10 protein-coding genes and 2 pseudogenes are annotated in these 19,415 nt (G+C 66.9%); 9 read left to right on the forward strand and 3 right to left on the reverse strand.

The window, feature by feature from the left end; translation table 11 throughout:
• Positions 1-129 precede the first annotated feature (129 nt).
• Both AC07YH_RS14640 and AC07YH_RS14645 read left to right on the forward strand, forming a co-directional pair.
• The gene (locus AC07YH_RS14640; protein WP_494747703.1) at positions 130-1,650 is read left to right on the forward strand and encodes a tryptophan halogenase family protein; all 1,521 of its coding nucleotides are present in this window, start codon (positions 130-132) and stop codon (positions 1,648-1,650) included.
• A complete protein-coding gene (locus tag AC07YH_RS14645; protein ID WP_494747704.1) occupies positions 1,647-3,197 on the forward strand; it encodes a tryptophan halogenase family protein in 1,551 nt (516 codons plus the stop codon). Before AC07YH_RS14640 ends, AC07YH_RS14645 begins: the two co-directional genes overlap by 4 nt.
• On the opposite strand, the gene AC07YH_RS14650 is transcribed toward AC07YH_RS14645, so the two are convergent.
• Complete coding sequence (locus AC07YH_RS14650; protein WP_494747705.1) at positions 3,194-3,793, reverse strand: peptidylprolyl isomerase; 600 nt, start codon at positions 3,791-3,793, stop codon at positions 3,194-3,196. The genes AC07YH_RS14645 and AC07YH_RS14650 overlap by 4 nt on opposite strands.
• Before the next feature lie 184 nt (positions 3,794-3,977).
• Between AC07YH_RS14650 and AC07YH_RS14655 the strand changes: the two genes are divergently transcribed.
• From AC07YH_RS14655 to AC07YH_RS14685, 7 genes and pseudogenes are all read left to right on the forward strand, one after another.
• Positions 3,978-5,630 carry an MFS transporter gene (locus AC07YH_RS14655; protein WP_494747706.1) on the forward strand — a complete coding sequence of 551 codons (1,653 nt, stop codon included), beginning with the start codon at positions 3,978-3,980 and terminating at the stop codon, positions 5,628-5,630.
• Positions 5,631-5,719: 89 nt separating this feature from the next.
• Positions 5,720-6,310: an RNA polymerase sigma factor gene (locus tag AC07YH_RS14660; RefSeq protein WP_494747707.1), complete on the forward strand. Its 591-nt coding sequence runs from the start codon at positions 5,720-5,722 to the stop codon at positions 6,308-6,310.
• Positions 6,274-7,272, forward strand: coding sequence for a FecR family protein (locus AC07YH_RS14665; RefSeq protein WP_494747708.1), 999 nt, complete (start codon positions 6,274-6,276; stop codon positions 7,270-7,272). The genes AC07YH_RS14660 and AC07YH_RS14665 overlap by 37 nt, the downstream gene beginning before the upstream one ends.
• Before the next feature lie 160 nt (positions 7,273-7,432).
• Positions 7,433-10,690 (forward strand): TonB-dependent receptor, encoded by a 3,258-nt coding sequence (locus tag AC07YH_RS14670; RefSeq protein ID WP_494747709.1) that lies wholly within the window; start codon positions 7,433-7,435, stop codon positions 10,688-10,690.
• Positions 10,691-10,813: 123 nt separating this feature from the next.
• Positions 10,814-12,570, forward strand: a pseudogene (ggt, locus tag AC07YH_RS14675) (gamma-glutamyltransferase).
• A 144-nt stretch (positions 12,571-12,714) separates the two neighbouring features.
• Positions 12,715-13,347, forward strand: coding sequence for a hypothetical protein (locus tag AC07YH_RS14680; protein WP_494747710.1), 633 nt, complete (start codon positions 12,715-12,717; stop codon positions 13,345-13,347).
• A pseudogene (locus AC07YH_RS14685) lies at positions 13,346-13,453 on the forward strand (hypothetical protein); the annotation flags it as partial. The gene AC07YH_RS14680 and the pseudogene AC07YH_RS14685, both read left to right, overlap by 2 nt.
• A gap of 11 nt (positions 13,454-13,464) precedes the next feature.
• Here the strand turns inward: AC07YH_RS14685 and AC07YH_RS14690 are convergent.
• A complete protein-coding gene (locus AC07YH_RS14690) occupies positions 13,465-16,221 on the reverse strand; it encodes a M14 family metallopeptidase (protein WP_494747711.1) in 2,757 nt (918 codons plus the stop codon).
• Between the two features lie 200 nt (positions 16,222-16,421).
• Complete coding sequence (locus AC07YH_RS14695; RefSeq protein WP_494747712.1) at positions 16,422-19,268, reverse strand: TonB-dependent receptor; 2,847 nt, start codon at positions 19,266-19,268, stop codon at positions 16,422-16,424.
• Between the last annotated feature and the right edge of the window lie 147 nt (positions 19,269-19,415).

A 19,415-nucleotide genomic window follows, 5' to 3' on the forward strand; every position in this document is an offset into this window, starting at 1 on the left:
GCCGCCGTGGAACCCCCACGGCGGCTATCTTTTTTTGGAGGCGGGGCCTGTCCGCCCAGGGCGGCAGCCGATAGCTTGAAGACAACCGGACGAAGACGCCGGAGAGTGAAGTCCAAGGGGAGTTGAGGCATGCAGGACAATCGAATCCGCAAGCTCGTGATCGTCGGCGGCGGCACCGCCGGCTGGATGGCGGCGGCGGCCCTGCGCCGGCACTTCCAGGGTAGCCCGCTTGAGATCACCCTCGTCGAAAGCTCCGAGATCGGCACGATCGGGGTGGGCGAGGCGACCATCCCCACCATCCGCGCCTTCTACAACCAGCTGGGCCTGACCGACATCGAGGTGATGCGGGCCACCCAGGCGACCTGCAAGCTGGGCATCCGCTTCAACGGCTGGGTCCGCGAGGGCCAGTCGTTCACCCACCCGTTCGGCCATTTCGGCCAGGACCTGAAGGGCGTCCCGTTCCATCACTATTGGCGCAAGCTGGCCCAGGCGGGCGAGCCGACCAATATCGCCGACTATTCCCTGGGCGCGTCCCTGGCCGAGGCCGGCAAGTTCATGGCCCCGTCGCGCAACCCGTCCTCGACGATGTCGATCTTCGATTGGGCCCTGCATTTCGACGCCAGCCTGTTCGCGCAACTGATGCGCAGGGTGGCCGAGGAGAACGGCGTCCGCCGCATCGACGCCAAGATCACCAAGGTCAACCTACATCCCGAGACAGGTTTCGTGACCTCGCTCGATCTGCACACCGGCGAGACCGTCGAGGGCGACCTCTTCATCGACTGCTCGGGCTTCCGGGGCCTGCTGATCGAGGAAGCCCTGCAGACCGGCTACGAGCACTGGAACGACGTGCTGTTCTGCGACCGCGCCTATGCGGTGCAGAGCGAGGGCGTGGGCGATCCGATGCCGTACACGGACGTCACCGCCCACACGGCCGGCTGGCGCTGGCGCATCCCGCTGCAGCACCGCTACGGCAACGGCTATGTCTTCTCCTCGCGCCACATCAGCGACGAGGACGCCCTGGCCGAGCTGAAGGCGGCGATCCCCGATCCGCTGCTGCACGAGCCGCGCCTGATCCGCTTCAACCCGGGCCGCCGCAAGCAGGTGTGGAACAAGAACGTCATCGCCCTGGGCCTGGCGTCCGGCTTCCTGGAGCCGTTGGAAAGCACTTCGATCGCCCTGATCGAGACGGGTATCGAGAAGATCAAGGCGCTGTTCCCGGACAAGGACTTCGCCCCCGAGGTCGTCGATGAGTTCAACGACTGGTCCAGGCGCGAGATGGAGCGCGTGCGCGACTTCATCATCCTGCACTACTGGGCCAACAAGCGTGGCGACACCGCCTTCTGGCGCGACTGCAACCAGGTGGTTCTGCCCGAAGCGCTCAAGCACAAGATCGACCTCTTCACGACGCGCGGCCACTTCGTCCGCTACCGCTGGGAGATGTTCGCGCCGCCCAGCTGGATGGCGATCTATGCCGGCTTTGAGCTGCTGCCCGAGACGGTCGATCCGTCGCTGGACGGCATCGATCCCAAGACCCTGAGCGCGCCGCTGGCCGAGATGCGCAAGGCCGTCCGCGAGGTGGTCGCCAACGCGCCGCCGCACGAGGCCTTCCTCGACCAGTACTGCCGCCCCGCACCGATGGCCGCCCAATGACCCCGAAAAACCCCAACGCCATCAAGAAGATCGTCATCGTCGGCGGCGGCTCGGCCGGCTGGATCTCGGCGGCGATGCTCAGCCACTACTTCAAGGACGGCTCCTGCGACGTCGAGCTGATCGAGAGCGAGGAGATCGGCACGATCGGGGTCGGCGAGTCGACCATCCCGCCGTTCCTGCAACTGATCGCCAGCCTGGGTATCGACGAGCGCGAGTTCATCCAGGCCACCCAGGCCAGCTTCAAGCTGGGCATCCGCTTCGAGAACTGGAAGCAGAAGGGCCAGACCTACTACCACCCGTTCGGCGCCATCGGCGGGCCGATCGGCCCGCACGAGTTCTACCAGTGCTGGCTGCGGGCCAAGGCCAATGGCCATCCGTCGCAGCTGCAGGACTTCGCGCCGGGCACGGTGATGGCCGACCAGTGGAAGTTCATGCTGCCGTTCAAGGCCCAGCGGTCCTTGATCGCCGGCGCCAGCTACGCCCTGCATATCGACGCGCGGCTGATCGCCAAATACCTGCGCGACTTCGCCGAGACGCGCGGCGTCAAGCGAACCGAGGGCATCGTCACCGACGTCGTCACCCACCCGGACGGCTCGGTGGCCAAGGTGGTGATGAAGACCGGCCAGGAGGTCGAGGGCGACCTCTTCATCGACTGCTCGGGCTTCCGCGCCCTGCTGATCGGCAAGACCCTGGACGTGCCGTTCAACGACTGGTCGGACATGCTGCTGTGCGACCGCGCGGTGGTGGTGCAGACCGAAAACGTCGGCGACCCGCACCCCTTCACCGTCTCGGCGGCCGAGGACGCCGGCTGGCGCTGGCGCATCCCGCTGCAGCACCGGGCCGGCAATGGTTATGTGTTCAGCTCCAAGCACCTCAGCGACGACGAGGCCCGCGCCACCCTGGTCAAGAACGTCCGGGGCCCGATGCTGATGGAGCCGATGTTCATCCCCTTCAAGACCGGCATGCGCCAGCGCCTGTGGGAGAAGAACGTGGTGGCCGTGGGCCTGGCCGGGGGCTTCATCGAGCCGCTGGAATCGACCGCCCTGCACCTGATCTATCGCGGCATGGACTTCCTGCTGCGGTTCTTCCCCGACCGCGATTTCAGCCCGGCTCTGGCCGCCGAGTACAACCGGCGCATGACGGCTGATTACGAGGAAATCCGCGATTTCGTCGTGCTGCACTACTGCACGACGGAGCGTGACGACACGCCGTTCTGGCGCGCTGTCCGCGAGGCCCCGATCTCCGACGCCCTGAAGGCCAAGATCGAGCTCTTCAAGGCCTCGGGCCTGCTGCGCGAGGGCGTGGACGAGATGTTCCGCAACCCGTCCTGGCAGTCGATCATGGAGGGCATGGGCGTGCGGCCCGCGCGCTACCAGCAGCTGGTCGATACCGTGCCCTACGAGGTCATCGCCCAGACCCTGGACCAGTCGAAACCCATGCTGGCCGCCCAGGTCGCGGGCCTGCCCAGCCACGGCGAGTTCCTGGCCCAGAACTGTCCGGCGCCGCCGCCGGAACCGGTGACGGCGCCGTTCAAGACGGTGGCTTAGACCCGCTTCATCGAGATGATCTTCACGGCCGGGTTCAGGATCTGGCCCTTCATCGACGGCACGTTGGTCGGGCCATCCGTGCGGCCCGACAGGATCTTCTTCACGACATCCATGCCCTGCACGACCTTGCCGAACACGGCGTAGCCCTGGGCCGCGTCCGACTTGCCCGGCTTGGCGTCGAGATAGGGCTGGGGGCTGGCGCAGATGAAGAAGTCGGCGGTGGCGCTGCCCGGCGCGTCGCGGCCCATCGAGATGGCGCCGGCGGTGTGCTTCAGGCCGGTCTTCAGCGTGCTCTCGTGGGCGATCGGCGGGGCGCGGCGGGAATAGGGCTTGGGCTGGCCCTGGATCGAGCCGGCGCCCGGCGCGCCCTTGGCCCGGTTGGCGCGGAAGAACTGGCCGCCGTCGAAGCGGTGGCGGTCGACATAGGTCAGGAAGTTGGCCGAGGTGATCGGGGCCTTCTTGTCTTCCAGCTCGACGACGATGGTCCCCTTGTCGGTCTCGATGGCCACGCGCGGCTTGCCGGCCGCGAAGGCGGATGTCGAGGCCAGCAGGGCGAGGGCGGCGCCGATCACGGCGCGGCGGACGATCTGGGTCATGGGGGATCTCTACCGAAGGTTCGGCGCGACCCTAGCCGAGGGCGCGCGCCGAAGTCGACCTCACCGTCGTCGTCGTTTCTTGGTAGCGCTACCGGAAAAGCTTGATCTAAGAATCCTGTTCTCTGAGCTAGGCTCAGCACGACCGCGGGGGACACGCGGCGACCTAAGGGAAGGAAGAAGCGTAATGGGGGCTGACAGCCAAGCCGCGCCGACTAAAGGGCGCGACGCGCTGGTGATCGGGGCGTCGTCGCTCGGCACCGTGTTCGAGTGGTACGACTTCTACCTCTACGGCTCGCTGGCGGTGATTATCACCGGCCACTTCTTCTCGGGCGTCAACGAGACCACCGGCTTCATCCTGGCCCTGCTGGCCTTCGCCGCCGGCTTCGCGATCCGGCCGTTGGGAGCGGTGATCTTCGGACGCCTGGGCGACATCTGGGGCCGCAAGAACACCTTCCTGATCACCATGCTGCTGATGGGCGTCTCGACCTTCGTGGTCGGGCTCTTGCCCTCGTACGACCAGATCGGCGTCGCCGCGCCGATCCTGCTGATCGTCATGCGCCTGGTCCAGGGCCTGGCCCTGGGCGGCGAGTATGGCGGGGCCGCCACCTACGTCGCCGAGCACGCGCCGGAGGGCAAGCGGGGCTTCTACACCAGCTGGATCCAGACCACGGCGACCGTGGGCCTGTTCCTGTCGCTGCTGGTCATCCTGATCGTCCGCACCCAGCTGGGCGAGGAGAACTTCAAGGTCTGGGGCTGGCGCATCCCGTTCCTGGTCTCGCTGCTGCTGCTGGGCGTGTCGCTGTGGATCCGCTTGAAGCTGCACGAGAGCCCGACCTTCCAGAAGATGATCGCCGAAGGGAAGGGGACTAAGAAGCCGCTCGCCGAAGCCTTCGGCGAGTGGAAGAACCTGAAGGTCGTGGTGCTGGCCCTGGTCGGCCTGACCATGGGCCAGGCGGTGGTCTGGTACACCGGCCAGTTCTACGCCCAGTTCTTCCTGGAGAAGACGCTGAAGGTCGATGGGGCGCTGGCCAACACCCTGATCGCCACGGGCCTGTTGATCGGCACGCCGTTCTTCGTGTTCTTCGGCTGGCTGTCGGACAGGATCGGCCGCAAGTGGATCATCATCGCCGGCTGCGTGCTGGCGGCGGCGACCTATTTCCCGATCTTCAAGGCCATCACCACCTATGCCAACCCGGTCCTGGCCCATGCCGAGGCCTCGGCCCCGGTGACGGTGTCGGCCGATCCGGCGACCTGCGCCTTCCAGTTCGATCCGGTCGGCAAGGCCAAGTTCAACACCGCCTGCGACGTGGCCAAGGCGTATCTGGCCAAGGCTGGGGTCAGCTACGAGGTCCACGAGGGTTCGGCCGGGTCGCCGACCTCGGTCCAGGTCGGCAGCGTCACCCTGCAGGGCTTCGACGCCCAAGGGGCCACCGGCAAGGCCTTCGCCGCCAAGCGCAAGGCCTGGGAGACCGACCTGGGCGACCAACTGAAGGCCGCCGGCTATCCGGCCAAGGCCGACAGCAAGCTGGTCGACAAGCCCAAGGTCATCGGCCTGCTGGCCTTGCTGGTCCTCTACGTGACCATGGTCTACGGCCCGATCGCGGCCATGCTGGTCGAGATGTTCCCCACGCGGATCCGCTACACCGCCATGTCGCTGCCCTACCATATCGGCAACGGCTGGTTCGGCGGCTTCCTGCCGACCACGGCCTTCGCGATCGTGGCGGCGACGGGCAATGTCTATTCGGGCCTCTGGTATCCGGTGATCGTCGCCTCGGTGACCGCGGTTATCGGCGGTCTGTTCCTGAAGGACACGCGCCACAACGTGATCGACGATTAGGCACGGACCTCCCGCAACCCAGCGGCCGTGTCGTCGCCGGGTTGCCTTCGGGGCGCTAATCCGCTTGGCTGCGCGTCGAGGGGGCGTCGATGACGCAAGACGATGAACACCGGCGCGCCTGGTTCAGGCGCGAAATCCTGCCGTTGGAGGCGGACCTGCTGGCCTATGCGCGGCAGTTCTGCCGTGACGGCCAGACCGATCCCGAGGACCTGGTCCACGAGACCTTCGCCCGCGCGATCGCCTGCAAGACCTGGCGCGAGATCGGCAATCCGGGCGCTTTCGCCACCCGCATCCTGCGCAATTGCGCGCTGGACGCGCTGCGCCGCCGCAAGGTGCTGACCATCACCGCCGTCGCCGATTTCGACCGCATCGAACCGATCGACGAGACGCCCAGCGCCCACATGCTGCTCGAATCACGCGAGGAGCTGCGGCTGCTGGCCGACGCGATCGCCGAACTTCCCACCCAATGCCGACGCGTCTTCACGTTGAGAAAAGTTTACAGCCTCTCGCCTGAGGATATAGCGGTTCGGATGGGGCTGTCCGTCTCTACTGTTGAGAAGCATCTGGTGAAGGGCCTTCGGTACTGTTCCGACAAGCTGGGACGTCGTATCGGACGCAAGAACAAGGTCGACGAAGGACGCTCATGGAGCGCGAAACGGGATCACGACGCGAAGCGGTGAGGCAGGCGGCCGCCCAATGGGTGGTCCGGCTTGACGATCCTTCGTGCTCGGCCGCCGATCGCGTCGCCTTCGAGGCCTGGCGCGACGACAGCCACGAGCATGAGGCCGCTTACGAGCGCGAGGCCGCCGCCTGGACGCGGCTGGAGCGTCTGCGCGCGCTGCGTCCGGGCGTGGAGCGTCCGGATCGCGACCTGCTGGCCGCCGAGCGCCGGATGATCCTGCCCAAGCTGAGCCAGTCGACCTGGGCCCGGGGCATGGCCGCCGCGGCCGCCGTCGCCCTGGCCGTGGCCGGGGTGACGACCTTCGGCGGCGGGACCGCCTACGCCACCGCCATCGGCGAGCGCCGGGTGGTGGTCCTCAGCGACAACAGCCGCATCGAGCTCAACACCAACAGCAAGGTCGTGGTGCGCTACCGCAAGGGCGTGCGCGAGGTGAAGCTGATCCGGGGCGAGGCCGTGTTCGAGGCCGCCAAGGACGATGTCCGCCCGTTCGTGGTCAAGGCCGCCGATGCGGTGATGCAGGCCGACGCCTCCACCGAGATGGCTGTGCGCCTGCGCTCGGACGGCGCGGCCGTGACGGTCAAGCGCGGGGCGGTCGACCTGGACGCCGCGCCTTCGGAACACAAGGACGAGCAGCGCCTGACCGCTGGCGTGGCCGCGATCTACAGCTCGGCCGGCAGCCGCTCGCGGGCGGTGTCGGACAGCGAGATCGACCGGGCGCTGGCCTGGCGCCAGGGCGCGATCGCCCTGAACGGCCAGTCGCTGGAGCAGGCGGTGGCCGAGTTCAACCGCTACAACAAGCAGCAAATCCGCATCGCCGATCCGTCGATCTCGGGCCTGCGCCTGGCCGGCTACTTCCAGACGACCGAGCCCGGAAGCTTCGTCACCGCCGTGACCAGCGCCTTCCCGGTGAAGGCCGCGCCCGGCTCGGACGGGGCCATCCGGCTGTCGCGCCGAGGATAGCTTGTCCATTCCCGTCTCCCCGGCTTTCGCCGGGAAGATCGGAGGGTGTGCGTAAAAAAGTTCGCGTCACGAATGGCGGAAAGCCGACGTCTCATCGTCGGTCCAGTTGAAGGCGTCTTCCCATGGGGATGGATGACGCCCCGAGGGGTTACCAAGAAAAATGTCGATCGACACTCGCAGCCGCACCATGCGCGGCTTCCTGCTGGCGTCCGCCGCCGTGCTCGTCCTGGCCGGTCCGGCCCTGGCGCAAGAGGCCCGCCACAGCTTCAACATCCCGGCCGGTGATGCGGTGGGCGCGCTGCAGGCCTTCGCCAAGCAGTCGGGCAAGCAGGTGCTGTTCCCGTTCGAGGCCGCCTCGGGCAAGAGCACGCCGGCGGTGACCGGCGACGTCGCCGACGCCGACGCCCTGGCCAAGCTGACCAAGGCCGCCGGCCTGGTGATCGCCTCGGACGACGGCAAGACCATCACGCTGCGCCAGGCTTCGGCCCAAGGCCCCCAGTCCTTCAGCGCACGGGCCGGCGCGACTGACGAAGAGGCCCAGACGGTCGAGGCCATCGTGGTCGTGGGTTCGCAGATCGAAGGCGCCCGCACGACCGAAGCCCTGCCGGTGACGGTGGTCGGCGAGAACGACATCATCGCCACGGGCGCGGTGTCGGGCGACGAGCTGTTCCGCGCCATCCCGCAGGCCGGCGACGTGCAGTTCCAGGAAGCCCGCACCACCGGCAACCTGAACGACGCGCGCGGCGACATCGCCTCGCTGAACCTGCGCAGCCTGGGCACCGGCAACACCCTGGCCCTGCTGAACGGCCGCCGCGCCGTGCTGGCGCCGGGCAGCCAGACCGAGAACCTGGTGCCGGTTCAGACCGTCAACACCAACTCGTTCCCAGTCGCGGGCGTCAAGCGCATCGAAGTCCTGCGCGACGGCGCCGCGGCCATCTACGGCACTGACGCGGTGGCGGGCGTGGTCAACACCGTGCTCGACACCAAGTTCCGCGGCCTGAAGATGGAAGCCCAGTACGGCGGCTCGGAAGGCACCAGCTACCGCGAAGGCTCGTTCAACGTGAAGGCCGGCACGCGCCTGGAAGACGGCACGCGCCTGACCTTCTTCGGCAACTACACGGGCCGCAGCCGCCTGAACGCCACCGAGCGCGACTACTCGGCCACCGAGGATCACCGCGCCCAGATCGCCAATACCCCGTGGGTGGACAACACCACCTTCGACAGCCGTTCGACCTCCAGCCCGTGGGGTTCGTTCACGCTGATCCCGGCGACCACGGCCGTGCGCCAGGGCACGACGGCCCTGACCACTTCGGGCGTGTTCCACATCGAGCCCGTCAGCAACACGGCGGCCGGCTGCTCCAGCACGGTCCTGACCGGCGGCCTCTGCATCAAGTCGGGCACGATCACCGGCGCGGCCGACCGCGCCCTGCGCTATGACGAGAACCCCGACCGCACCCTGAAGGGCGGCGTTGAGCGGACCAACCTGTTCTCGACCGTCGAGCACGACTTCGGCGACGTCACCGCCTATGGCGAGGCGGGCTACTACCACGCGCTCTTCACCGGCAGCCGCGAGCAGTCGGCCCCGCTGTCGACCGCGCCGATCACCATCGCGGCCAACGCCTATTGGAACCCCTTCGGTCCCGTGGGCAGCGTCAATCGCCTGGCCAACCTGACCGGCGTGCCGACCGGCGGCGCGGCGATGAACATCACCACCTATCGCGTGGTCGACACCGGCCCGCGCACCTACACGGTGACGGACGACAGCTATCGCCTGCTGGGCGGCCTGAAGGGCAACTGGAACGGCTGGAAGTGGGACACGGCGGCGCTGTATTCCAAGGCTCGCACCAAGGACATGACGCACAATGCGATCAGCAACACCCTGTTCCAGCAGGCGCTGAACCGCACCGACGCGTCGGCCTACAACCCGTTCAACGGCGGCAACCTCGAGAACTACTCGCTGGGCGACACGTCGGTGAACAGCCGCGACACGATCAACTCGTTCCTGGTCAACGTCTACCGCATCAGCGAGACCTCGCTGGCCCTGGCCGACTTCAAGGTCTCCAAGAAGGACCTGTTCCGCCTGCCGGGCGGCGATGTCGGCTTCGCGGCCGGCGTCGAGTGGCGTCGCGAGACCTATGACGACGATCGCGACGACCGCCTGGACGGCAAGATCAAGTACACCAACAGCGTCACCGGCGTGACCTACGGCACCGACGTGCTGGGCGCCTCGGGCTCGCCTGACGTGCATGGCAGCCGCTCGGTCAAGTCGGCCTTCTTCGAGCTGGCGGTGCCGGTCATCTCGCCCGAGATGAACATCCCGTTCGTCGAGGAGATCAGCCTGCAGATCGCCGCGCGCGGCGAGGACTATTCGGATTTCGGCAGCGTCTATAAGCCCAAGGGCGCGATCTACTGGAAGGTCGGCCAAGGCCTGGCGTTCCGGGGCTCGGTCTCGCAGAGCTTCCGCGCGCCGAACCTGCCGCAGTTCTACAGCGACGGCGCGACGGTCTCGAACAGCCGCACCGACTACGGCCAGTGCCGGATCAACGGCACGACCTGCGCCAGCGTCAGCACGATCGAGTCGCGCAGCGGCAACAAGAACCTGAAGCCGGAAGAGGCCGACAACGCCACGGTCGGCTTCGTCTATCAGCCGACCTTCATCCCGCAGCAGTTCGGCAAGCTGACCCTGACGACCGACTTCTGGTCGATCCGCGAGAAGGGCGTCATCGGCGTGGTCGGCGGCTACAACGCCATCGCCTACGACTACTATCTGCGCCTGCACGGCTCCTCGAACCCGAACGTCGTCCGCGACGCGCCGGTCGGCGGGGTGGCGGTGGGCAACATCGCCTACATCAACGACACCTATCAGAACCTGCAGCCGCGCATGGTCCAGGGCGTCGATTTCAGCGTCGACTACGACCTGGACGACACCCCGTGGGGCGACTTCGGCCTGTCGGTCAACGTCGCCAAGCTGTTGAAGTACGACCAGTCGGCCAGCCCGCTGGAGTCGCTGCTGCAGACGGCCGTCGCGGCCGGCGAGCTGCCGGGCCTGACGATCTTCTCGGCCGGCAACCAGATCAAGATGGACGGCTTCCCCGAGTTCCGCGCCACGGGCAACATCACCTGGCGCTACAAGAACTGGGGCGCGGGCGCCTTCGTGCAGTATGTCGGCGAGACCTACGACACCGGCCCGGCCCAGGTGAACGGCCAGTACTTCCCGGTGAAGGACTGGACCACCGTCAGCCTGTACGCCCAGTACGCGTTCAAGGACGGCATGTTCGACGGCTCGACGGTCCGCGTCGGCGCGCGCAACGTGTTCGACAAGGACCCGCCGATCACGGCGTCCAACTTCGGCTACTCGGGCGCGCTGCACAACGCCACGGGCCGCTACTGGTACGTGAACCTGTCCAAGAAGTTCTAGTTCGCTAACCCGTTTCCCCGGCGAAAGCCGGGACCCAGATCGTAGGGCGCAGCAGGGCCAAGTACGGCTCAAGCACAGCCTTATGATCTGGGTCCCGGCTTTCGCCGGGAAGAACGGATTTTGATGTGTTCGCTTACCTGAACGAGGCCACCGTGAAGCTCCTTCGTCTCGTCTCGACCAGCTTGGCCGCGCTTTCCATCGCCTTCACGCCGGTCGCTTCGCTCGCCCAGAAGAAGCAGCTGCTGGAATATCCCAGCATCCACTCGCCGGTCGTGGGCGAGAAGGGGATGGTGGTCAGCCAGAACGCCATCGCCACCCAGGTCGGCGTCGAGATCCTGCGCCAGGGCGGCAACGCCGTGGACGCCGCGGTCGCTACCGCTTTCGCCCTGGCCGTGACCCTGCCGCGCGCCGGCAATATCGGCGGCGACGGCTTCATGATGGTCTACATGGCCAAGACCAACGAGACGGTCTTCATCGACTATCGGGGCATCGCCCCCAAGGCCGCCAAGCTCGAGACCTTCGTCGATGCGAACGGCAAGGAGATGGACGACGTCGCCTCGCGTGGCTACCGCGCGCCGACCGTGCCGGGCACGGTGGCGGGCCTCTTCCTGGCCCACCAGAAGTACGGGAAGCTGCCGTGGAAGGCGGTCGTCGAGCCGGCCTTCAAGCTGGCCAGCGAGGGCGTGGCCTTGTCGCCCGATGAGGCCTTTGTGTTCAGCTGGGGCAAGCAGCGCCTGTCGGAGAGCGCGGCTGGCAAGGCGGCGTTCTACAAGCCCGGCGGCGAGCTCTATCGCGCCGGCGAGATCCTCAAGCAGCCGGACCTGGCCTGGTCGCTGCGCCAGATCGCCGACCAGGGCGCGGACGCGTTCTATCGTGGAGAGATCGCCCAGCGCTTCGCCGCCGACATGAAGGCCCATGGCGGCCTGATCACCGCCGAGGACCTGGCGTCCTACAAGGCCGTGGTCCGCCAGCCGCTGGAGGGGACCTATCGCGGCCTGACCGTGAAGACCTCGCCGCCCGCCAGCGCCGGCGGCGCCACCCTGCTTGAGATGCTGAACATCCTGGAGCAGTTCGATCTGAAGGCCTCAGGCCCCGGCTCGGCCAAGTCGCTGCACCTGATGGCCGAGGCCATGAAGCTGGGCTACGCTGACCGGGCCAAGTTCCTGGGCGACACCGACTTTGTGAAGGTCCCGCTGAAGGGCTTCACCTCGAAGGCCTACGGGATCGAGCGCGCCAAGCTGATCGATCCCAACAAGGCCAAGAGCGCCAAGGAACTGGGCGTCGGCGATCCCTGGGCGTTCGAGAGCCACAACACCACCCACTTCTCGGTGGCGGACGCCGAGGGCAACGCCGTCTCCAACACCTTCACCCTGGGCGCGGACTTCGGCTCGGGCGTGATGGTGGCCGGCGCGGGCTTCGTGCTGAACAACCAGATGAACAACTACTCGCACGCGGCGGCCTGGCGGGCCCAGAAGAGCGGCCGACCCTTGCCGCCCAACGCCCTGCAGCCGGGCAAGCGCGTGCTGTCGACCATGATGCCGACCATGATCTTCAAGGACGGCAAGCCGTGGCTGATCACCGGCACGCCGGGCGGCAGCACGATCATCGACACGGTGCTGCAGGTCATCGTCAATGTCGTCGACTTCAAGCTGAACGTGGCCGAGGCCACTCACCAGCCGCGCATCTTCCAGAACGCCAGCGACGAACTGGAGGTCGAGCCGAACTTCAATCCCGATACCGTGACCCTGCTGAAAGCGATGGGCCACCCCGTAACCTCGGACGAGACCATGGGCTCCGCCCAGTCGATCATGATCGACAAGGGTCTCTATCTGGGCGGCGCCGATCCGCGCCGTCCGGGAGCCGAGGCGATCGCGCCCTGAAGGGTCTCCGCCCCCACCTGTGAGACCCCGAAGGATGCGATCCACGGCGCCGGGACTGCCCTCCCGGCGCCGTTTTCGTTTCTGGTGTTTGACATTTAGCTAAATGACGAAATATGCTTCTCCCAACAGTTGAGGGAGAGCGAGATGGACCGGCGACCGATCGTGTTGATCGCAGGCATCCTGGTGGTGATGACCGTGGCGGCGGTGATGGTCATCGTCGATCGGCCGGTCGAGCACCTGCTGCCCCTGGCGGGCCATCTGGGCGAGGGCAGGCGGCCTCTGCCGATCGAGACCCTGCTGGCCGCGCCGGCCGGGCTGCTGCTGGGGACACTGTTCGTGGCGTTGCGCCAACCGCGCGGCGAGTCCGAGGGCGCCGAGCAGCGCCGTCGCTGGAGCGGCACGCTGCTGGCCGGCGTCGCGGCCCTGTTCGCGGCCTTGGAGGCCATGGAGATCGGCGCGATCTACGGCTGGTTCCCGACCGGCGAGGCGCCCTCGCGCCTGCTGCTGGCGGCCGCCGCGCTGTGGATGATGCTGGGCGCGAACGGGGCGGCCAAGCTGATCGTGCTGGGCCGGGACGATACGCCGGCCTCGCCGCGACGGCTGATGCTGAACCGCTTCAGCGCCATGGGCGGGGTGGTGCTGGGCGCGGTGCTGGCGGTGGTCAGCCTGTGGGCCCCGCTGAACGAGCTGCGGACGGCGTGGGTGGTCGCGCCGCTGGCCTTGGCGCTGATCTATCTGGGACGGCTGATGACGTCGGGCGCTCGGCCAAGCACCTAATTCTTGTCATCCCGGCCGCAGCGAAGCGGAGAACCGGGACCCAGGGGCAACCGCGCTGCGCCGGCTCCTGGGTCCCGGACAAGCCCTGCGGGCTTTCCGGGATGACAAGTGTTTGGGTTACTTCGAAGCGCTCACCGCCGGCCCGTACAGCAGCCCGTTGAACAGGAACTTGAACGTCCCGTACGACTGGGCTCGCTGGGTGATTTCCGGACCGAAGGCGAAGACCTTGCCCTTGCCGATGTCGATGTCGAGCATGGCGGTCGAGCCCTTCAGCTTCTCCTGGCCGACGGCCCAGCCGCTGCGCAGGGGCTTGTCGGCGTCGAACCAGGCGACCTTGGACACGCCCTTGGCGTCGGCTTTCACGGTGAAGGCCGGGCTGCGGTCGAAGAACACGTCCACCTGGTCAGAAGCCCCGTAGGCCAGAGGCTGCTTGGGATCGACCTTGGCGCGCAGCACCGAGCCCGGGATGTAGAGCTCGCGGGTGGTCAGCGCCTTCAGCTGGCCGTTCTCCATCTTGGCGGTGGCGACGTCGACCGGCGCGCCCAGGGCCGTGGCCAGGCGCGTCGAGGCGCCGATGGCCACCACCGTGCCGCCGCCCTTCACGAAGTCGGCGATCTTGGGCAGGGTCTTCTCGTCGGTCACGCGGCCCAGCCACGCGCGGTATTCGGCCGGAATCTCTTCGGGCTTGGGTTGCGGACCGCCGCGGCCGGCCTTGAACGGGCTGTCGGCCGGGGCGGGGACGACGCCGTCCGGGAACACCAGCACGTCGTAGTCCTTGGCGATGTCGCCGGCGTCCAGGCGCTGCGGGTAGACGACCTGGAAGGGCGCTTCGAACTTCTCGAACATCCAGCGGTTCCAGCCCGAGGGCATCGAGCCGCCATAGACGTCCACCAGGCCGATGCGGATCGGCTTCAGGGCGATGGTCGCGCCCGACGGCTTGCCGCCGACGGCATAGGCGTCGATGCCGAGGTCCTTGACGCCCTGGTCGATCACCGCCTTGGCGGCGGGCGAGGCGGGGACGAAGATCGCGCCGGGACCGAAGGCGGTCTTGCCGGCCTTGGCGCCGTCCTTGACCCAATAGACCTTGGCGCCGGCCTTCAGCAGGCGGTTGGTCAGGGTGAAGCTGCCGTTGGTCTCGTGGCTGACCAGCCAGCCCGCGCCGCCCGAACCCTTCACCGCGCCCGGCGTCACCGACATCACGTCCGGCACACGGGTCGTGGGGGCGTCGAAGCCCTCCAGGATGCGGTCGTACTTGATGCCCATCTGGTAGGCCAAGGTATAGCCGGTGACGTCGTACGGGGCCTTGGGCGGACCGCCCGGATATTCCAGGTCGTGCGGGTGATCCTGCGGCTCGAACATGTCCATGATGTGCGGGCGATAGGCCTGGGCCGAGCGCACGACGTAGGAGCCAGCCGGGTAGGTCTTGGCCCCGACGGTGAAGGCCTTGGTGGCCTTGTCGACATCGACGCCGGTCTTGATCAGGGCGTTCAGGAAGGCGACGACCGTGGGCATGTCGGCCTGGTCGGCCGGGATGATGTAGCCGCGCGGATCACGCTCTTCGGGCGTCTGCAGCACGGTCTTGTAGAGCTTGGGATCGATCGCCTGGCCGTACGGACCCGGCTTGTCCTTGCCGGCGGCCTGCAGTTCCTCGACGCGGGTCGGGGTGATCGTCCAGGTGTCCTTGTTGCCGCGCTTGATGCTGTTGTCGCCCATCTTCCAGATGTTGAAGAGCAGGCGTTCCTTGTTGCGGGCGGCGTAGTCGACCACGGCCATGTTCATGGTCCACTGGTAGTCCAGCGAGTCCTGCAGATGCCATTCGCGCGGCGCGATCGGGGCGGGGCGGTCGTTGCCCGGCAGTTGCAGCTCCGGCACCAGGTTGACGGTCGTCGGGGTCGGGCCGCCGATGATCTCGGTCAGCAGGCCGATCGAGTTGTGGAAATAGGCGACCGACCGCTCCATGCCGTTGTGCCAGGTGGAGTAGGGGGCGGCGCTGCGGGCGCCCGAGCCCGGCTTGTCCTCGGCCACCAGGCGGCTGTGCATGGCCATGCCGACTTCCTGCAGCTCGGTCATGACCAGCGGGTCGTAGTTGAAGTTGAACGGGTCGCGGAACGGCGGGACGAACACCACCATGCCGTTGGGGCCGGTCTGGTGCTGGTTGTAGACGATCTGCGGATACCACTCGCGGAACAGCTGCTTGTTGACGTTCGTGGTCTCGGCCATCGACGACATGAAGCTGTCGCGGTTGTTATCGTGGCCGATATACTTGTGGTACAGGCGCGGCAGCGAGTTGAACTCGCGCTTCTTCGGATCCTGGTTGCGCATGTACCAGTCCGAGATCATCTCCATCCCGTCCGGATTGTCCTGACCGAACAGCATGATGGTGTCGTCCAGCAGACGCATCGTCTCGGGATCGGTCTGGGTCAGCATCCGGTAGAGCACCTGGATCTGGCCTTGCGAGGTGATGGTCTCGCTGGCGTGCAGGCCGGCGTCGATCCAGACGATCGCCTTGCCCTCGGCGGCCAGCTTGCGGGCCTCGTCTTCCTTGACGCCCTCGGCCTTGGCCAGCTTGCGGGAGATTTCTTTGTAGCGGTCCAGCTTGGCCAGGTTGGCCGGCGAGGAGACGATCGCCACCCACATGGTGCGGCCTTCCTCGGTCTTACCGATGTCGACCAGCTTCATGCGGTCCGACTGGCCGGCCAGGGTCTTCAAGTAAGCCTCGTAGGCGGTGTAGTCGGCCAGGAAGTAGTCGCTGCCAACCGGCTGGGCGAAGGCCTTGTCCGGCGGGGTGATGTCGGCGGCGATCGCGCCGCCAATCCCCGTGAAAGCCAGCACCACGCCAAGGGCCGCCCCGGCCATCGCTCCGCTGCGCGTCATAGTCACTCCCCGTAAGCCCTTGGCGGACGCATGGGTGCGTCGCCCCTCTCCTTAGACTGACGTAAGTGGAGGGCTTTTCCGCACCTTCGGCAACGCCCGGCCCAGCCCATTTTTTCAGGCGCCCAAAAGGAAAGGGGCCGCCCTTGCAGGCGGCCCCTCCATCTCATCGGACCAGTACTCGGTCCGTACGCGAGATAGCTCTAGTACTTCACGCGCACGCCGACGCGGAAGAAGCGGCCCACGATGCCCGACTGCGAGTAGGTCGGGTTCCAGTTCACGCCGGCGTAGTTGGCCGGGTTGAACATCGGGCCGGTGTCGAACAGGTTCATGACGTCGGCATAGACCGTCGCCTTCTGGGTGACGTCGTAGGCGCCCGTCAGGTCGACGGTCGTGAACGACTTCACGCGGCAGTTGAACTCGGCGCTGCCGTAGAGGCAGCCGTCGGTGTAGCTGTCGTCCTCTTCGCGCATGCCCGAGACGTAGCTCATGGTGCCCGTCACGTGGATGGGGCCGCGCTCGAAGGTGTTCATCCACGACAGGCGGTTCTTCGGCGTACCCGCGCCCGACGACAGCACGTACGGGGCTTCCTTGCCCACGTAGTTATAGGTCGTGCCGTCTTGCGTGTACTTGTAGTCGAAGATGGTCGTGGCATCGAGGTTGCTCGTCCACTTCACGTCAGCCGGCAGGTAGAACGTGGCCTGGACGTTCAGGTCCAGACCGCTGGTCACCAGCGAGTCGGCGTTGATATAGGGCGAGGCGACCGAGAGCACGCGCGCCAGGGCGGTCGGGTGTTCCGGATCGATCGCGTCGGCGACGACGGTGTAGCCGGCCGGGATGGCCTGGCCCGAGTAGTAGGCGGCCAGGGCCGTGCCCGCGCTGGCTTGCGCGATCACGTCGTTCTTCTTGATGTGGTAGTAATCCAGCGAGACGCTGAAGCTACGCGTGGGAGCCCACACGGCGCCGAGGGTGTAGCTGGTCGACTTCTCCGGCTTCAGGTCCGGATTGGCCGTGGTGATCGACGAGAGCGAGTAGGCCTTGGTGTACTCGTTGTTGCCGTGGGAGTCGCGGAACGCGGCGTACTGGTCGGCCTTGAACGAGAACGTCGTGAAGCCCTGGCTGGCCGAGTTGCCGGCTTCCGAGAACGACGGCGCGCGGAAACCCTTCGAGATCGTGCCGCGCAGGGCGACCGTCTTGATGGGCGTGAACTTGACGCCGATCTTCGGCGAGAAGTTGCCGCCGAAGTCCGAATAGTGGTCGTAACGGCCCGACAGGTTGAACTCGAGCTGGGTCGTGACCGGCAGGCCGACTTCGGCGAAGGCCGAGGCGACGGTGCGGTTGCCCTCGGTGCGGGCGTTGCCCAGACCTTGCGCGTCGTTGACCGGGTTCAGAGCCGGGTCGTTGGTGGCCTCATAACGGAACTCGCCGCCGATACCCAGCTGGGCGTCGCCGCCCGGCAGGCTGAACAGGGCGTGCGAAGCCTGGAAGTTCACCGAGTCCATGTCGGTGGTCGAGGTCTTGGCCAGGACCGGCGACAGGGCGTTACGGACGGCCTGGCTGTTCTTCGACGGATCGAGGAAGTTGTAAGCGCCCGTGTTGATGTCGCTCATCAGCTGCTTGTAGCTGAGGAAGCCGGTCTGGGCGCTTTCCAGGGTGTCGTGCGCGATGACGACATTGGCCTGGTAGTTCCATTCGTTGATGTCGCCCTTCACGCCGCCGACCACACGGAACATGCGGTTGGTGTAGCGGGCCGAGGCCGGCAGGTCGCTGAAGCGGTACTTGATCAGCGCGTAGTCGCCGGTCGAGGCGAACGGGTTGTTCGGGTTCAGCGCGCGGTCCGAAGCGGTGGCGCACGAGACTCCAGCCGAGCAGATGTAGACCGGCAGGACCAGGTTGGTCAGGTTGTTCGGGGTGCTCGACGACACCGACACCGGGGTGCCGTTCACCGAGGTCTTCGACTGGATGAAGCTGCCCGACAGGTAGGCTTCGAAGTTGTCGTTCGGCTTGATCGTGAAGCGACCATAGGTGCCGACGCGCGATTGCTTGGGCTGGATGTCGCCGAAGTTGGCGATGTTCTGGGCGCAGTAGGTGCCCATCAGGACGCCGTCGTCATCGAACTGCGAGGTCAGCGGGGCGTCGGCGCCGCAGGTGCGCAGCGGTTGCCAGACGTTGGTCGGGCTGTCGATGGCGATGCCGGTGGCCAGGTTGCCCGGCGTGCCCAGGGTGGCGCGCTTGACGTTGCCGTAGAAGGTGCTGCCACCGGTCTGCGGGTTGTCGTTCGAGCCGCCCGGGATCGAGGACAGGTCGTTGGTGTTGTACGGGAAGCCGCGCTGGTTGCCGCGGATGCGCTTGTCCAGCTGGTACTCGACGTCGAAATAGACGTTGTACTTGTCGGTATCCAGGTCGCCGTAGCCGATGTCGCCGTTGAAGCGGTACTGGTCGCCGCCGCCGTGCTCGCTCGTGCCGAACGAGGTGTCGGCCGACATGCCCTGGTAGTTCGACTTCATGATGATGTTGACGACGCCGCCGATGGCGTCGGCGCCGTACAGCGACGAGGCGCCGTCCTTCAGCGTCTCGATGCGCTCGACCGCGTTGAACGGGATCGAGTTCAGGTCGACGAACGCCTTCTGGCCGTCGTCGGCCAGCGGGTAGTTGGCGTTACGCAGGCCGTCGATCATGACCAGGGTCGAGTTGACCGACAGGCCGCGCAGCGACACGCCGGTCGAGCCGGCGGCGAAGCCGCTGCCGAAGGCGGCCGGGATCGAGCCCGAGTTGTCGGCCGACAGGCTGCGGATGGCGTCCGACACCGTCGTGATGCCCTGGGCCTTCAGCTGCTCGGTCGTCTGGACCGTGACGGGCGAGGGGGTGGCGGTGTCGGTGCGGCGCAGCAGCGAGCCGGTGACGACGACAGCTTCGACTTCATTGTCTTGAGCAGCCGCGGGCGCGGTCGGCGCGGCGGTCTGAGCGTTCGCGGCGAAGCCGGCCAGCGCGGCCACGCCCACGATCATCGAGGTGGCGAGCAACCGACCCCGGGTAACCTGATACTTCATTTCGATATCCTTCCGGACCGCCCTCGTCGGCGCGAGCGCCGGCGTCCTTACAGTCCGATGCAAGATTTGTTTCCCGTCGCGATCCGGCGGTTGTCGGCGCCTTAGGCGCTTCCACTCCAAGTGGTCAATCGTGAGGCACTTCTTGTA

Source organism: Caulobacter sp. GW456-12-1-14-TSB4 (assembly GCF_059424195.1).

What these genes read in the sequence shown, in the direction of transcription:
- AC07YH_RS14640 (WP_494747703.1), top strand. Translation starts at nt 130, where the DNA reads ATGCAGGACAATCGAATCCGCAAGCTCGTGATCGTCGGCGGCGGCACC.
- AC07YH_RS14645 (WP_494747704.1), top strand. Translation starts at nt 1,647, where the DNA reads ATGACCCCGAAAAACCCCAACGCCATCAAGAAGATCGTCATCGTCGGC.
- AC07YH_RS14650 (WP_494747705.1), bottom strand. Translation starts at nt 3,793, where the DNA reads ATGACCCAGATCGTCCGCCGCGCCGTGATCGGCGCCGCCCTCGCCCTG.
- AC07YH_RS14655 (WP_494747706.1), top strand. Translation starts at nt 3,978, where the DNA reads ATGGGGGCTGACAGCCAAGCCGCGCCGACTAAAGGGCGCGACGCGCTG.
- AC07YH_RS14660 (WP_494747707.1), top strand. Translation starts at nt 5,720, where the DNA reads ATGACGCAAGACGATGAACACCGGCGCGCCTGGTTCAGGCGCGAAATC.
- AC07YH_RS14665 (WP_494747708.1), top strand. Translation starts at nt 6,274, where the DNA reads ATGGAGCGCGAAACGGGATCACGACGCGAAGCGGTGAGGCAGGCGGCC.
- AC07YH_RS14670 (WP_494747709.1), top strand. Translation starts at nt 7,433, where the DNA reads ATGTCGATCGACACTCGCAGCCGCACCATGCGCGGCTTCCTGCTGGCG.
- AC07YH_RS14680 (WP_494747710.1), top strand. Translation starts at nt 12,715, where the DNA reads ATGGACCGGCGACCGATCGTGTTGATCGCAGGCATCCTGGTGGTGATG.
- AC07YH_RS14690 (WP_494747711.1), bottom strand. Translation starts at nt 16,221, where the DNA reads ATGACGCGCAGCGGAGCGATGGCCGGGGCGGCCCTTGGCGTGGTGCTG.
- AC07YH_RS14695 (WP_494747712.1), bottom strand. Translation starts at nt 19,268, where the DNA reads ATGAAGTATCAGGTTACCCGGGGTCGGTTGCTCGCCACCTCGATGATC.